Genomic DNA, 13,252 nt, shown 5'->3' with positions numbered 1-13,252 from the left:
GGGTCCCCCGCGCGGGCCGGGCCGATGCCGGGCCCGCGCGGGGACGGCCGACGTTCAACCCCACCGGATCCGCGACACCGCCCCCCGGAGTCCGGGTCCGGGGGCCGCACCGGGAAACGGGGGGCGTTCGCGCACCTTTCGTCCACGGGCGCACGGCCTCCTACAGCGCGAGGAACGACGCCAGCAGCAGCGCCCCGCCCGCCACGGCCGCGCCCCACCCCGTACGCGTCAGACGCATACCCCCGCCGATCACCACCGAGGCCAGCAGCAGCGCCCCGCCGAGCGGCACCCACGCGTACAGCAGCCCCGCCGTTCCGGTACGGACCAGCTCGTCCGTGTCCGGCTTGCGCACCACCGCGAACCGCTCGCCCTTCTTCACGGCGACCGACTCCTCGATCCGCATCCCGTCGCGGGGGCCGCCGGGCCCCTCCGGGGCGTACGGACCGGTGCAGACACCCTCCGCGCAGGACGCGACCGTGAGCGTGCCGTGCTCACGGCCCTTGGACAGCACCACATGCTGGGCGTCACTCCACGACGACCAGACACCCGCGATCAGCAGCGCGAGGGCCACGCACCCCATCAGGACTCGGCGGCCGAACGACAGCACCCGACGGGAGGACCCCCGCCCCCGCTTCATCCGCTTCATAGCCGGGGATCCTTGGCCATGGGGATGCGCTCGGTCAACTCATGGCCGGCACATGTGCGGACATGTAAGACGTTGTACGGACGGCCGCCGTATACGGCGGCCGTCCGCACCACGTCCACGACCTCCGGTACGCGCCGATGGCCGCACCGCAGCCCGCACCCGCTCAGGAGTTGTACGCGCTCTGCGCGCGCTCCAGCCCCTCCGTCACCAGGGCCTCCACCGCGTCCGCCGCCCGGTCGACGAAGTACGCCAGCTCCTTGCGCTCCACCGACGAGAAATCCCTCAGCACGAAGTCCGCGACCTGCATCCGGCCCGGCGGCCGGCCGATACCGAACCGCACCCGGTGGTAGCCCGGCCCCATCGCCTTCGTCATCGACTTCAGACCGTTGTGACCGTTGTCGCCGCCGCCCAGCTTCAGCCGCAGCGTGCCGTAGTCGATGTCCAGCTCGTCATGGACCGCGACGATCCGCTCCACCGGCACCTTGTAGAAGTCCCGCAACGCCACGACCGGACCACCGGACAAGTTCATGTACGAGGACGGCTTGGCCAGCACGACCCGACGGCCCGCCGGCCCCGGCGGCCCGATCCGGCCCTCGATCACCTGCGCCTGCGCCTTCTGCGCCCGCTTGAAGGAGCCGCCGACACGCTCCGCGAGCAGGTCGGCCACCATGAAACCCACATTGTGGCGATTGTCCGCGTAACCGGGGCCCGGGTTCCCCAGCCCCACGACCAGCCACGGGGCACTGGCATCCGTCGTCATCCGCGCCGCTTCTCCTCGCGTGATCGCGTACCGGCCTGCCGGCCGGCCGTCCTACTGGCGTACTCGTACCCGCGGACGCGGCTCGAGGAGCGCGTCCGCGCCGATGGGCGACGCCCGTACCGCGACGGCGGCGAGCACCGCGGGGACACGAGCGATGTACAGCAACGGGGTGGCGGACCGGCACCGGCCCGCCACCCCGTGGGGCACAGCGCGAGGATCAGGCCTCGGCGCCCTCGCCCGCACCCTCCGCGGCCGGCTCCTCCGCCTGCGCGGCCAGGACCTGGAGGACGACCGCGTCCTCGTCCGTGACCAGCGTGGTGCCGGACGGCAGCGGGACGTCCTTCGCGAGAACCGAGTCACCGGCGTCCAGGCCCGCGATGGAGACCGTCACCGACTCGGGGATGTGCGTGGCCTCGGTCTCCACGGTCACGGTGTTGAGCACGTGCTCCAGCAGGTTCGCACCCGGCGCCAGGTCACCCTCGGTCTGCACGGCCACCTCGACCGTGACCTTCTCGCCGCGCTTCACCGCGAGCAGGTCGATGTGCTCCACGAAGCCCTTCAGCGGGTCACGCTGCACGGCCTTCGGGATGACCAGCTCGTTGCGGCCCTCGATGTCCAGGGAGATCAGGGCGTTCGACGTCTTGAGCGCCATCATCAGGTCGTAGCCCGGCAGCGTCACGTGCACGGTGTCGGCGCCGTGGCCGTACACCACCGCGGGCACCTTGTTGGCGCGACGGGCACGGCGCGCGGCGCCCTTGCCGAACTCGGTACGGATCTCGGCGCTGATCTTGACTTCAGCCATGGCTGCACTCCTCGTAGAAGGTGACGGTGGACAACGGTCACCCGGCCACGACCGGCCTGCTACGAAGAGCGCGTCGATAACGGACCGCCGCACACACGGGTGCGGCCTCCCTCGCCGAGCAACTCCATGAGTCTACCCGGCGGGGGAGGCCGCCCAGAAATCGATCATTCCCACCCGGTGCCGGGGCGGAAAAGCCAGGTCCGGAGGCCGGAGCCGGGGCTACGCCCGGACCCGGCCCGCGGCTACGCCTCCTCGTCGAAGAGGCTGGTCACCGAGCCGTCCTCGAACACCTCACGCACCGCACGCGCGATCGTCGGCGCGATCGACAGCACCGTGATCTTGTCCAGGTCCAGCGTGACCGGATCGGGCAGCGTGTTCGTGAACACGAACTCACTGACCTGCGAGTTCTTCAGACGATCGGCAGCGGGCCCGGACAGCACCCCGTGCGTCGCCGTCACTATGACGTCCTCGGCCCCGTGCGCGAACAGCGCCTCCGCCGCCGCACAGATCGTGCCACCGGTGTCGATCATGTCGTCCACCAGCACACAGACCCGGCCGTTCACATTGCCCACGACCTCATGGACGGTGACCTGGTTCGCCACGTCCTTGTCCCGCCGCTTGTGCACGATCGCCAGCGGCGCGCCCAGCCGGTCGCACCAGCGGTCCGCGACCCGGACCCGGCCCGCGTCCGGGGAGACGACCGTCAGCTTGGAGCGGTCCACCTTCGCCGCCACGTAGTCCGCCAGGACCGGCAGCGCGAACAGGTGGTCCACCGGGCCGTCGAAGAAGCCCTGGATCTGGTCCGTGTGCAGATCCACCGTCAGGATCCGGTCGGCGCCGGCCGTCTTCATCAGATCGGCCACCAGCCTGGCCGAAATCGGCTCCCGCCCCCGGTGCTTCTTGTCCTGCCGCGCATATCCGTAGAAGGGAACGATCACCGTGATACTCCGAGCGGAAGCCCGCTTGAGAGCATCGATCATGATCAACTGCTCCATGATCCACTTATTGATCGGAGCGGTGTGGCTCTGGATCAGGAAACAGTCCGCACCGCGGGCCGACTCCTGATAGCGCACATAGATCTCACCGTTGGCGAAGTCGAAAGCCTTGGTCGGAACTATGCCGACACCCAGCTGATGCGCGACCTCCTCGGCCAGCTCGGGGTGGGCGCGGCCGGAGAAGAGCATCAACTTCTTCTCGCCGGTCGTCTTGATCCCGGTCACAGCACTGTCTCCTCGGACGTGTTGATGGCCGCTGCACCCGCGCGTCCCTGCGAGCCAGCCGAATCGTGCAGATATCACGGTACGCCGAGAATGGCGCGCCCGTTTTCGGTCAGTCTTCCGCGGCGACGCTGCCGGGAGCTGAACCAGACGCGGACCGGGCGGCCTCGGCGGCCTGCGCGGCGGCGCTGCCCGGACGCTTCCGGGCCACCCAACCCTCGATATTCCGCTGCTGCCCCCGGGCGACGGCCAACGAACCCGGCGGGACGTCCTTCGTGATGACCGAGCCGGCCGCCGTGTACGCACCGTCCCCCACCGTGACAGGAGCCACAAACATATTGTCCGACCCCGTCTTGCAGTGTGAACCGATCGTCGTGTGATGCTTCGACTCACCGTCGTAGTTCACGAAAACACTCGCCGCGCCGATGTTCGTGTACTCACCGATCGTCGCGTCGCCGACGTACGACAGATGGGGCACCTTCGTCCCCTCACCGATCGACGCGTTCTTCATCTCGACGAACGTGCCCGCCTTCGCCCGCACGCCCAGCCGCGTACCCGGCCGCAGATAGGCGTACGGGCCGACCGACGCACCCTCGCCCACCACCGCGCCGTCCGCCACCGTGTTGTCCACCCGGGCGCCCGCACCCACCGACGTGTCCCGCAACCGCGAATTCGGCCCCACCTCGGCACCCTCGGCGAGATGAGTCGACCCCAGCAACTGCGTCCCCGGGTGCACCGTCACGTCCTGCTCGAACGTCACCGTCACATCCACCCGCACCGACGCCGGATCCACCACCGTCACACCGGCCAGCATCGCCCGCTCCAGCAACCGCCCGTTCAGCAGCCGCGACGCCTCCGCCAACTGCACCCGGTTGTTGATCCCCACGATCTCCCGGTGATCACCCGCCACACAGGCTCCCACCCGGTGCCCGGCCTCCCGCAGAATGCCCAGCACATCCGTCAGGTACTCCTCACCCTGACTGTTGTCCGTACGGACCTTCCCCAGCGCATCCGCCAGCAGCCGCCCGTCGAACGCGAACACCCCCGAATTGATCTCCCGGATCGCCCGCTGCGCCTCCGACGCGTCCTTGTGCTCCACGATCGCCGTCACCGCACCGGACACCTCGTCCCGCACGATCCGCCCGTACCCCGTCGAATCCGGCACCTCGGCCGTCAGCACGGTCACCGCGTTCCCGTCGGCCGCGTGCGCCCCGGCCAGCGCCCTCAGCGTCCCGCCCGACAGCAGCGGGGTGTCACCGCACACGACGACCACGGTCCCGTCCGGCGCGCTCCCCAACTCCTGCAACGCGATCCGCACCGCGTGCCCGGTGCCCCGCTGCTCCGCCTGGTACACCGTGCGCACGCCCTCGTACGAGGCGGTCACATGCCCCTCGACCTGCTCCCGCGCATGCCCGACGACCACGACGAGCCGCTCCGGATCGAGCTCCCCGGCGGCGGTCACGACATGGCCGACGAGCGAACGCCCGCAGACCTCGTGCAGGACCTTGGGGGTCTTCGACTTCATGCGGGTTCCTTCACCCGCTGCGAGGACGACTACGGCTGCCGGGCGGTTGGCGCTCACGGGAATGCCCTTCGGCTTCGGGTGGTGGACAACCGCAGGATACCGGGGGGGTTCGGGGCGGAAACGTGTACGGGTCCCGACCGGTGAGGTCGGGACCCGCGATGACGAGCTCCCCCGCCAGGACTCGAACCTGGACAGATGCCACCAAAAGACACAGTGCTGCCAATTACACCACGGGGGATTAAAGCCGACGAAACGGACATTTGGTTAAGCTGTCCGCTCCGCCCCCAACACTATGCCGTACCAAGCGCCCTCCACGCGACGGTAGAGTTCGGCGCTCTTGGTGACGTAGATGATCAAGCAGCCCCTGTACGCGTCGGCGGTGTTCTTTCTCAGGGTCTTCGCGTTGTGCCTCTTGAGTGTCGCCTTGTAGAAGACCTGAGGGTCGACGCCCGCCAGGTCCGCCCAGAACTTCTCGGCCTCGGTGACATCGGCCGACTCGTGAATGCTGACGCGGAAGTGCAGGCGCTCGCGCGGGATCTCGAGCAGGTCGAGCCAGTGGAGATACAACGTGATCACGTTGGGGTCGCTGTTGATGAACTGGAGTGATTCACGTCGCGAGTACGGCTTGTCCTTGGCGCCCTCCGCCCAGTAGAGCGTGACTCCGGCGAGGAACAGCTCCCGGTCGGAGAGTCGGCCGACCGCCTCGCGCGCCAATCGTTTCGTTTCCTGTCGTTCCTGATCCCGCGACATGCGCAAACGGGCGAGTCCGGCATTCATGCGGTCGCGTCGCTCCTCCTCCGTGTACCGGGGCTCAGGCTTCGGCAGGTCCCGCACCCACAGTGAGATCGAACTCTTCGAGCACCCCAGCTCCACCTGGATCTGGTCGTACGTGAGCCCCTTCAGGCGCAGCTCCCGCGCTCGCTCGCGTAAGTCGTCCTTCGCGCGCGGGCGTTTTGTCCATTCCGGGGGCGGCTCGCCCTCCAGGAGGCGGTTGAGGAGGTCGTTGTTGTCGACGTGCATGCGGTCGCGGATCTGGCGTCGGCTCAGGCCCGCCCGGCGCAGGGCCACCGCCTGTTCCCGGAGGTGCTCGAAGTCCGCGTACTTGCTGTGGACGGATCGCATGGGGCGATCCTCATCCGAAATGCGGTCGAACGGGCCGAATGGATGCGCTATTCACCAGTTCGAGCGATTGACACGTGTTCCGGGCGTGTCATGGCGTGTTCTGTGCTGTGGCTGTCTCCTTTTGTGGCGTGGCGCTCGCCCGAAAACGAGTCGCGGGCGCCTTTAGGCTGGGAGACATGACCACAACGGGGGCACACCAGGACGGTGCGGGCGCGACCACCCGCGGCGTGTGGTGGTGGGAACGGCGACGCGGTGCCGCGCTGGATGTGGGGCTGGCGCTCGTGTCGGCCCTGGAGTGTGCGCTGGAAGGCGCCGCGTTCGCGGGTTCGACCGGTTTGTTCGTGCCGGTGGGTGTCCTCTTCGGGCTGTTCGCCGGCGGGCTGCTGGTGGTGCGGCGGCGGTGGCCGTTCGCCGTGGTGCTCGTCTCGATCGCCGTCACGCCGGCCGAGATGGGGTACCTGCTGGGCCTGGTCGGGCTGTACACGCTGGCCGCTTCGGAGATCCCGCGCCGGATCATCGGCTCGCTGGTGGGGATGGCGTTCCTCGGCACGCTGATCGTCACGTATGTACGGACGCAGCAGAACGTGATCAACACGGGGATCGATTCGGGCCGCTGGTACGTGCCCACGGTGGCGATCCTGATGTCGGTGGGACTGACCGCGCCGCCGCTGTTCCTGGGGTTGTACGTCGGGGCGAGGCGGCGGCTGATGGAGAGCCTGCGGGAGCGGGCGGACAGTCTGGAGCAGGAGCTGTCGCTCCTGGCCGACCGGGCGGAGCAGCGGGCCGAGTGGGCGCGTACGGAGGAGCGGACGCGGATCGCGCGGGAGATGCACGACGTGGTCGCGCACCGGGTGAGTCTGATGGTGGTGCACGCGGCGGCGTTGCAGGCGGTGGCGTTGAAGGATCCGCCCAAGGCGGTGCGGAACGCGGAGCTGGTGGGGGAGCTGGGCCGGCAGGCGCTGACGGAGTTGCGCGAGATGCTCGGGGTGCTGCGGTCCGGTGAGCAGGCGGCGGCGCGCAAGGTGGCGGGCGCGGGCGGTGGCGCGAGTGCGGTCGGTGTGGCGGGTGCGGCGGGTGGTGTGGCCGCCGGCGCGTCCGGTGGCGCGTCCGCGGGCGGCTCGGGGGCGGGGGTGGCGGGCTCGGCGGTGCCGCTCGCGGCCGTGGGTGCCGCCGCCGCGGCTGCCGCGGCGGCGGCAGCCGAGGACGGTGGTCCGGGGCTGGGGGACATCGAGGCGCTGGTGGGGGAGTCCCGGGACACCGGCATGGTGGTGGAGCTGTCGGTGATGGGGGAGTCGCGTCCGTACCCGCCGGAGGTGGAGCAGACGGCGTACCGGGTGGTGCAGGAGGCGCTGACGAACGTTCTCAAGCACGCGTCGGGGGCGAAGGTCATGGTGCGTCTCGCGCATCGTGACGACGAGGTCGCGATGCAGGTGGAGAACGGTCCGTCGGACGACGGTGCGCGGGACGCGGGTCTGCGTCTGCCGAGCGGGGGCAACGGGCTGGTGGGCATGCGGGAACGGGTGGTGGCGCTGGGCGGGGTCTTCGTCTCGGGGGAGACGGAGTCGGGGGGCTTCAGGGTCTCGGCGGTCCTGCCGGACCGGGGCGCGGCGTAGCGTTCGGTCCGGCTGGTCGGGTTCGGGCGAGTGCGGTTCGCTCGGTTCGGCCGGGGCGGTTTCAGCCGGTCGGGGCCCGGTGCGGTCGGTCCGGTCGGTCCGGTCGGTTCCGCCGGGTCGGGGTCCGGCCGGGTGCGGCTCGGTGCTCGGCACTCGGCGCCCCGGCACTCGGCGTCAGGCCTGTGTCGGTCGTTCCGGCGTCAGTCGTTCCGGTTCCATGCCCGTCAGCAAGGTGCCCAGTGCCTGGTCGAAGGTCGCGCCGAGGTACCAGTCGCCGGTGTGGTCGACGCTGTAGACGCGTCCTTCGGCGTCGATGGCGAGGACCGCCTGGCCGTCGCCTTCCTCGCCGAGCGGGCTGAGCTCCGTGTCCAGGGACCGGCCGAGGTCGGCGAGCGTGCGGGCGAGGTGGAGTCCGGCGGTCGGGTCGATCCGTACGGTGGCCGGGGCGATCTGGCGGCCCGGGCCCTTGGCGGTGACGCGCAGGCCGCCGAATTCGGCCCAGGCCTCGACCGCGGTGGGGAGGACGGTCAGCCGGTGTCCGGCGGGGGTGGTGTGTGCGCGGAGCGTGTCGGCCCACTCCTCCGCCTGGTGTATGACCCAGCGCCCCGGCTGCCAGCCTGCCTCGCGGAGCGCGGCGTCGACGGGGACGGGGAAACGGGTGGTGTTGAGGTCGGGCATCGCTCAGCCGTTCTGGGTGGGGTCGACGGAGCGTACGCCGAAATGGGCGAGCAGCGCGGTGCAGGAGCGGCAGGGCGGGGCGTAGCTGCCGTGCAGCGGATCGCCGTCCTCGCGGATGCGGCGGGCGGTCAGTTTCGCCTGTTTGAGGGCACGGCGTGCCTCGCCGTGCGTCATGGGTTTTCGTCTGGCCCGTTTGGAGCGGACGGCGTCGGCGGCGGTGAGGTGGCGGGAGAGCAGGATCGCTTCGGGGCAGCGGCCGGTGAACCGTTCGCGCTGGCCGCTGGTGAGGGTGTCGAGGAAATCCTGTACGAGGGGGTGGAGGGCGGGTGGCCGGTCGCCTTTGCCCGCGGTGGAGGTGAGGGTCTCGCCGCGTACGGAGAGTGCCGCCGCGACGGCGGGCAGGATGCCGTCGCGGCGGTGCAGGAGGGTCGGGGCACGGTGGGTGTCGGGGGCGCTCCAGCTCAGGCGTGGGTCGCCGGTGGTGTCCGTCGGTGCTGCGTGCAAGGTGCTTGCTCCCCTCCCCGTACCGGCTGTGCTCAGCCGCTGGTCGACGTCGTCGCGTCAGAAATGTGCCAGGTGTACACGCCCCCGTGCTCCCGTGTTGGGGGTGACAGCCTGCCAAATGTGACGGGCTGTGGGGAAGCTGGGGCGGTGATGTGCGGGTGGTGTCGGCGCTGGGTCACTCGTACGTGACCGTTGGTCACGGCAGGGCGACGTCTGTGCTGACGCGGGGGCGCGGGTGGCCGGGGGGCCGCCGGTCGTCGCCGGGGCCGCCGGGGCGGGCCGGTCGCCCCGCGGGCGGGGGAGCGTGTGGTGGCGCGGGTCGTGGCGGGGGAACGTGCGACGGCGTGGGACGTGGCGGGGGAGCGCACGAGGGCGCGTGCCGTGGTGGGAAGCGTGCGGCGGCTGCCGGGGAGGAGCCTCCGATCCCCTCTTGCCCCACCGCATAGGCTGTGCTGAACCAGGGCTGTGGAACCAGCCGGAAGCAGCAGGGGGCAAACGCCATGACGACAGGTCGGCTCGGGCAGCAAGCCGCGCCACCGAACGCGGCCTATGCCGGGCAGGTCGTGAACTTCCCGGACCCGGTCCGGGCCGCCCGCCACCCCAGAGGTGTGCGCGTGGACGACAACGGCTACCCGGACTTCTCGCCGTACGCGCGTGCCGCCGTGGAGATCGCCGAGCCCCCGGAGGGCTTCGGCGTGGACGAGCTGCGGCTCACGGATTACGTGTCGGCCAACGCCGCGCTGCACGCGACCGGCCATGAGCTGTGGGACACGATTCCCGCGGTGGCCACTCCGCACGGCTGGACCTGGCACCACGTGCCGGCCTCCCGCCGGCTGATGCTGGTGCCGGCGGAGGTGAAGGCGTTGCTGCGGCACCATGGCGGTCTGGCCACGGCGGAGGTGGACCACGGCAAACGGGGTACGCGTCCGCTCCAGGAGACCCGGCCGGTGCACGTGCGGCTGCCGAAGGGATCGGTGGCGGTCACGGAGCAGCAGGTGCTGGGTGTGGAGGAGGACCTGGGTTACCGGCTGCCGGGGGCGTACCGTTCCTTCTTGAAGGCGGCGGGCGGCTGCGCGCCGGTGGGCGCGGCGCTGGATCCCGAGCTGGGGCTGTTGGTGGACCAGCCGTTCTTCACCGTGCGGGACGAGGCCGCGGTCAATGACCTGGTGTACGTCAACAAGTGTCTGCGCGACCACCTGACCAAGGACTTTCTGGGTGTCGCGTTCGTCCAGGGCGGCATCCTGGCGGTCAAGGTCAAGGGTGAGCGGGTCGGTTCGGTCTGGTTCTGCGCGTACGACGACGCCGGGGACCGGGACGGCTGGAGCGTGCGGGAGCGCGTGGAGCGGTTGCTGCTGCCGTGCGGTGACGACTTCGACGCGTTCCTGCTGCGGCTGGCGGGCAGTCCGCCGGAGCTGGAGACCGTGGCGAACCTGATGGTGGACGGCGGCTTCGTGCGCGTCGTCCCGGTGGAGGGGTGAGCGCGATGGTGACCTTCGCGCAGGCGCAGGAGCGCGCGGAAGAGTGGGTGAACGGCGATCTGCCCGGCTACCAGCAGCGTGAGGTGCGGGTACGGGAGTTCGAGCTGGGCTTCGTGGTGTGGGCGGAGGACCGCGAGGGCGGTCCGACGTCGTCGGACGGCGGCCGGCAGCGGCTGGTGATCGCCCGGGACAGCGGTGAGGCCACGCTGTGGCCCGGGCTGCCGGTGGGTGAGGTGATCCGGCGGTACGAGGAGGAGTACGGGACGCCGGCGGTGCCGGCGCAGCCGGCCGCGCCGGAGACGCCGCAGCGCGTCGACCTGAACCAGACGTCGTTCCTGCTGACGCCGCCGGAGTGGTTGCAGGATGCGGCGGACAAGATGGGTATTCCGGATCGGAGGACATCGGCCGGCGCGTCGGCCGGCGCGTCGACGGGATCCTCGGCGGGATCGCCTTCGGATGCGGAAGGCTCGTCGGCCGGTTCGCCGGCGGGGGCCTCCCTGGGGAACTCGTCTCTGGGGGGCGCGTCTTCCGGCGGTCACGGCTCGGGTACGGGTACGGGTACGGGTACGAGCGCGGGCGGGGCCGCCGGTGCGGCCGGCGGTGCGTCGCGGGGTGGTTCGGCCTCGACGCCCGGCGCCGCCTCCGCCTGGCCGGAACCGGCCGGTGGCGGTGACAGCAGCGGTGGCAACAGCATGGGCAGCGGCGTCGCCGGGGGTGCCGCTGATCCGGCCGGGGCCACGCCGTGGGCCGGGACCGATACGAACGCGTCGTCCGGCTCGGCGCAGGACGGCTCCGTACCCCTGCCGATGACGGTGTTCGCGCCGCCGATCTCCGGCACGGACGACGACACACCGCCGCCCGCGGTCAGCGCCGACGCGCCGACCGCGCTGATGTCCGGCGGCAGTCAGTTGCCGCGGACGACGGTCTCGCCCGCGCTGGACGAGCAGGGCGCGGGGTCGGGGACCGGCGCGGGGACGGGTTCCGGAGCGGGTGCCGGCTCCGCTTCCGGTGCCGGCTCCGCCTCTTCTTCCGGCGTCGGTACGGGCCCGGCCGCGGCGATAGCCGATGCCGAGACGGACAAGTCGCCCGTATCACCGCATGGCTCATCCGGTTCGCAGGGCTCGCCCGGTTCGCACGGTGCCGGACTCGCGCCTCCGCCGCCTCCCGGCCCCCCGGGCCCTCCGGGCCCTTCGGCGTCGGGCCCCGGCGCTCCGGGGGCTCCGGGCGCTCCGGCGGGTGGCTACCTGCCCACGCAACTGGCGCCCCAGCTCGACCAGGACGGGCCGCGCCCGCCCGGTCCTCCCGGGCCGCCCGGTCCTCCGCAGCCCCCGGCTCCGCCCGGTCCTCCCGGGCCGCCGAAGCCGAGTGCCGGTACGCCTCCGGGGGGAGTGCACCACGCGGCGACGATGCTCGCCGACCCGAGCATGGGGGGCCGGCCGTCGCGGCCTCCGCAGCCCCCGGGCCCGCCCGGCGCGCCTCGGCCTCCCGGTCCTCCTGGCTCGCCCGGCGCCCCGCAGCCTCCCGGTCCGCCCGGTCCTCCGGGTGGTATGCCTCCGGGCGGGGTGCACCAGGCCGCGACCATGCTGGCCGGGCCCGGCCAGGTCGGTCCGCAGCCGCCGACGGCTCAGCCGCCCGGCCCGCCCGGTCCACCCAATCCGCCGGGGCCGCCCGGTCCGCCTCCGGGTATGCCGCCGGGCGCCCCCGGGCCCGTACCGCCGGGGCCTCCTCCGCCCGCTCAGCCGCACGCGCCGCAGCAGCCGCCGCCCCAGGCGTACGGCTATCCGGGGCCGCAGTCCGGTCTGCCGACCGTCGGCCCCGGCTACCAGGCCGTGCTGCGCTACCGCGCGCCCGACGGCTCGGAGGCACAGCTCATCCGGCGCTCCGCGCCTGGGACCCCGCATCCCGAGTGGCAGATCCTGCATGAGCTGCGCGCCATGAACGTGCCGCCGCAGCAGGTGCTCGAACTGCACACCGAGCTGGAGTCGTGCGAACTGCCCGGTGGTTACTGCGCGCGGATGATCCGGGAGACGTGGCCGCAGGTGCGGATCACGAGTGTCGCCCCGTACGGTCAGGACCACGCCAGCAGGCAGCAGGGCATGCGTCATCTGCTCACCCACCAGGGGGAGTTGCACCAGGTGGCGGACGGCCCCGCCCGGCCCGCGCCGGTGCGGGCGCCGTTGCCGCAGATGGCGCCGGCGCCGCCGGTGCCTCCCGAGGGGGTGGCGCAGGAGCTGGTGGCGGCGTTCGGGCCACAGGCCCTGTGCCGGTTCGACCAGCGGGCGGTGTCCCGGCAGGGTGTGCCGGAGGTCGTGGCGCGCACGCTCGTGTGGGCGGGGCTGCCGGCGGACTTCGGGCCGTTCTTCTGGGCGCAGCCCGCGCAGCCGGTGGTGCCGACGCTGGCCGAACTGGCGGCGCAGCGGCAGGTGCAGCCGGCGGCCGACGCGGGTTCGTACTTGGTGCTGGGCAGCGACTTCGGCCGTGCGCTGTGTGTTCAGTACGGTACGGCGCACATCATGGCCGTCCCGGTGGAGGCGGGCCCTGGTGGGCAGTCGGTGCCGCCGCAGTTCGTCAACACCGGACTGCCGGAGTTCACGCGGTCGCTGGCGTTGCTGGGGCGCATGTGGCGGCTGAGGTTCGGGCTCAATCCCGAGCAGGCGGGCCGCTGGACGGTGGACTTCCAGGCGCAGCTCGCGGCGCTGGATCCGGCGGCGCTGTCGTCGCCGGAGAGTTGGTGGTCGGTGCTGTTGGAACAGATGTGGGACGGACTGCTCTGACGGGCCGTCGGCTCTGACTACCCGACTGTCCGACCGTCCGACTGCCTGGCTGTCTGACTGTTCATGTCCGCCCTGGTGCGGCCAGTTCATATGACTGGGTGATCTGAGGCGCCCTTCGTGATCCACGAAGGGC

The 13,252-nt window shown here is 71.6% G+C and carries 11 protein-coding genes and 1 tRNA gene; 3 read left to right on the top strand and 9 right to left on the bottom strand.

The window, feature by feature from the left end; translation table 11 throughout:
* Positions 1–160 precede the first annotated feature (160 nt).
* The 7 genes from IG02_RS0116680 to IG02_RS0116645 all read right to left on the bottom strand — a co-directional run bounded on the left by IG02_RS0116680 (position 161) and on the right by IG02_RS0116645 (position 6,072).
* Positions 161–646: a hypothetical protein gene (locus IG02_RS0116680; protein ID WP_420707754.1), complete on the bottom strand. Its 486-nt coding sequence runs from the start codon at positions 644–646 to the stop codon at positions 161–163.
* Between the two features lie 163 nt (positions 647–809).
* Positions 810–1,406 carry an aminoacyl-tRNA hydrolase gene (gene pth / locus IG02_RS0116675; protein WP_030747807.1) on the bottom strand — a complete coding sequence of 199 codons (597 nt, stop codon included), beginning with the start codon at positions 1,404–1,406 and terminating at the stop codon, positions 810–812.
* Positions 1,407–1,623: 217 nt separating this feature from the next.
* Positions 1,624–2,208 carry a 50S ribosomal protein L25/general stress protein Ctc gene (locus tag IG02_RS0116665; protein WP_030747805.1) on the bottom strand — a complete coding sequence of 195 codons (585 nt, stop codon included), beginning with the start codon at positions 2,206–2,208 and terminating at the stop codon, positions 1,624–1,626.
* 242 nt (positions 2,209–2,450) lie between these two features.
* Positions 2,451–3,428 (bottom strand): ribose-phosphate diphosphokinase, encoded by a 978-nt coding sequence (locus IG02_RS0116660; RefSeq protein ID WP_030747803.1) that lies wholly within the window; start codon positions 3,426–3,428, stop codon positions 2,451–2,453.
* A gap of 109 nt (positions 3,429–3,537) precedes the next feature.
* Complete coding sequence (gene glmU / locus IG02_RS0116655; protein WP_030747801.1) at positions 3,538–5,007, bottom strand: bifunctional UDP-N-acetylglucosamine diphosphorylase/glucosamine-1-phosphate N-acetyltransferase GlmU; 1,470 nt, start codon at positions 5,005–5,007, stop codon at positions 3,538–3,540.
* A 109-nt stretch (positions 5,008–5,116) separates the two neighbouring features.
* Positions 5,117–5,188 (bottom strand) — tRNA-Gln (locus IG02_RS0116650).
* Between the two features lie 26 nt (positions 5,189–5,214).
* Positions 5,215–6,072, bottom strand: coding sequence for a hypothetical protein (locus IG02_RS0116645; protein ID WP_030747800.1), 858 nt, complete (start codon positions 6,070–6,072; stop codon positions 5,215–5,217).
* Positions 6,073–6,248: 176 nt separating this feature from the next.
* On the opposite strand from IG02_RS0116645, the gene IG02_RS0116640 reads away from it, so the two are divergent.
* Entirely contained in the window at positions 6,249–7,685 is a 1,437-nt protein-coding gene (locus tag IG02_RS0116640; RefSeq protein ID WP_030747798.1) for a sensor histidine kinase, read from the top strand.
* 174 nt (positions 7,686–7,859) lie between these two features.
* On the opposite strand, the gene IG02_RS0116635 is transcribed toward IG02_RS0116640, so the two are convergent.
* On the bottom strand, positions 7,860–8,363 hold the full coding sequence (locus tag IG02_RS0116635; RefSeq protein WP_030747795.1) for an SUKH-3 domain-containing protein: 504 nt from the start codon (positions 8,361–8,363) through the stop codon (positions 7,860–7,862).
* A 3-nt stretch (positions 8,364–8,366) separates the two neighbouring features.
* The gene (locus IG02_RS0116630; RefSeq protein WP_030747792.1) at positions 8,367–8,867 is read right to left on the bottom strand and encodes a YwqJ-related putative deaminase; all 501 of its coding nucleotides are present in this window, start codon (positions 8,865–8,867) and stop codon (positions 8,367–8,369) included.
* 500 nt (positions 8,868–9,367) lie between these two features.
* Here IG02_RS0116630 and IG02_RS0116625 point away from each other — a divergent pair, with 500 nt between their 5' ends.
* Both IG02_RS0116625 and IG02_RS0116620 read left to right on the top strand, forming a co-directional pair.
* Complete coding sequence (locus tag IG02_RS0116625; RefSeq protein WP_030747789.1) at positions 9,368–10,345, top strand: SMI1/KNR4 family protein; 978 nt, start codon at positions 9,368–9,370, stop codon at positions 10,343–10,345.
* Positions 10,346–10,350: 5 nt separating this feature from the next.
* On the top strand, positions 10,351–13,119 hold the full coding sequence (locus tag IG02_RS0116620; RefSeq protein ID WP_030747786.1) for an SUKH-4 family immunity protein: 2,769 nt from the start codon (positions 10,351–10,353) through the stop codon (positions 13,117–13,119).
* Positions 13,120–13,252 lie beyond the last annotated feature (133 nt).

Source organism: Streptomyces sp. NRRL F-5135 (assembly GCF_000719775.1).
Classification (GTDB): domain Bacteria; phylum Actinomycetota; class Actinomycetes; order Streptomycetales; family Streptomycetaceae; genus Streptomyces; species Streptomyces hebeiensis.
Note: the sequence above shows the minus strand (reverse complement) of the source record. Positions and strands in the feature narration are given on the sequence as shown.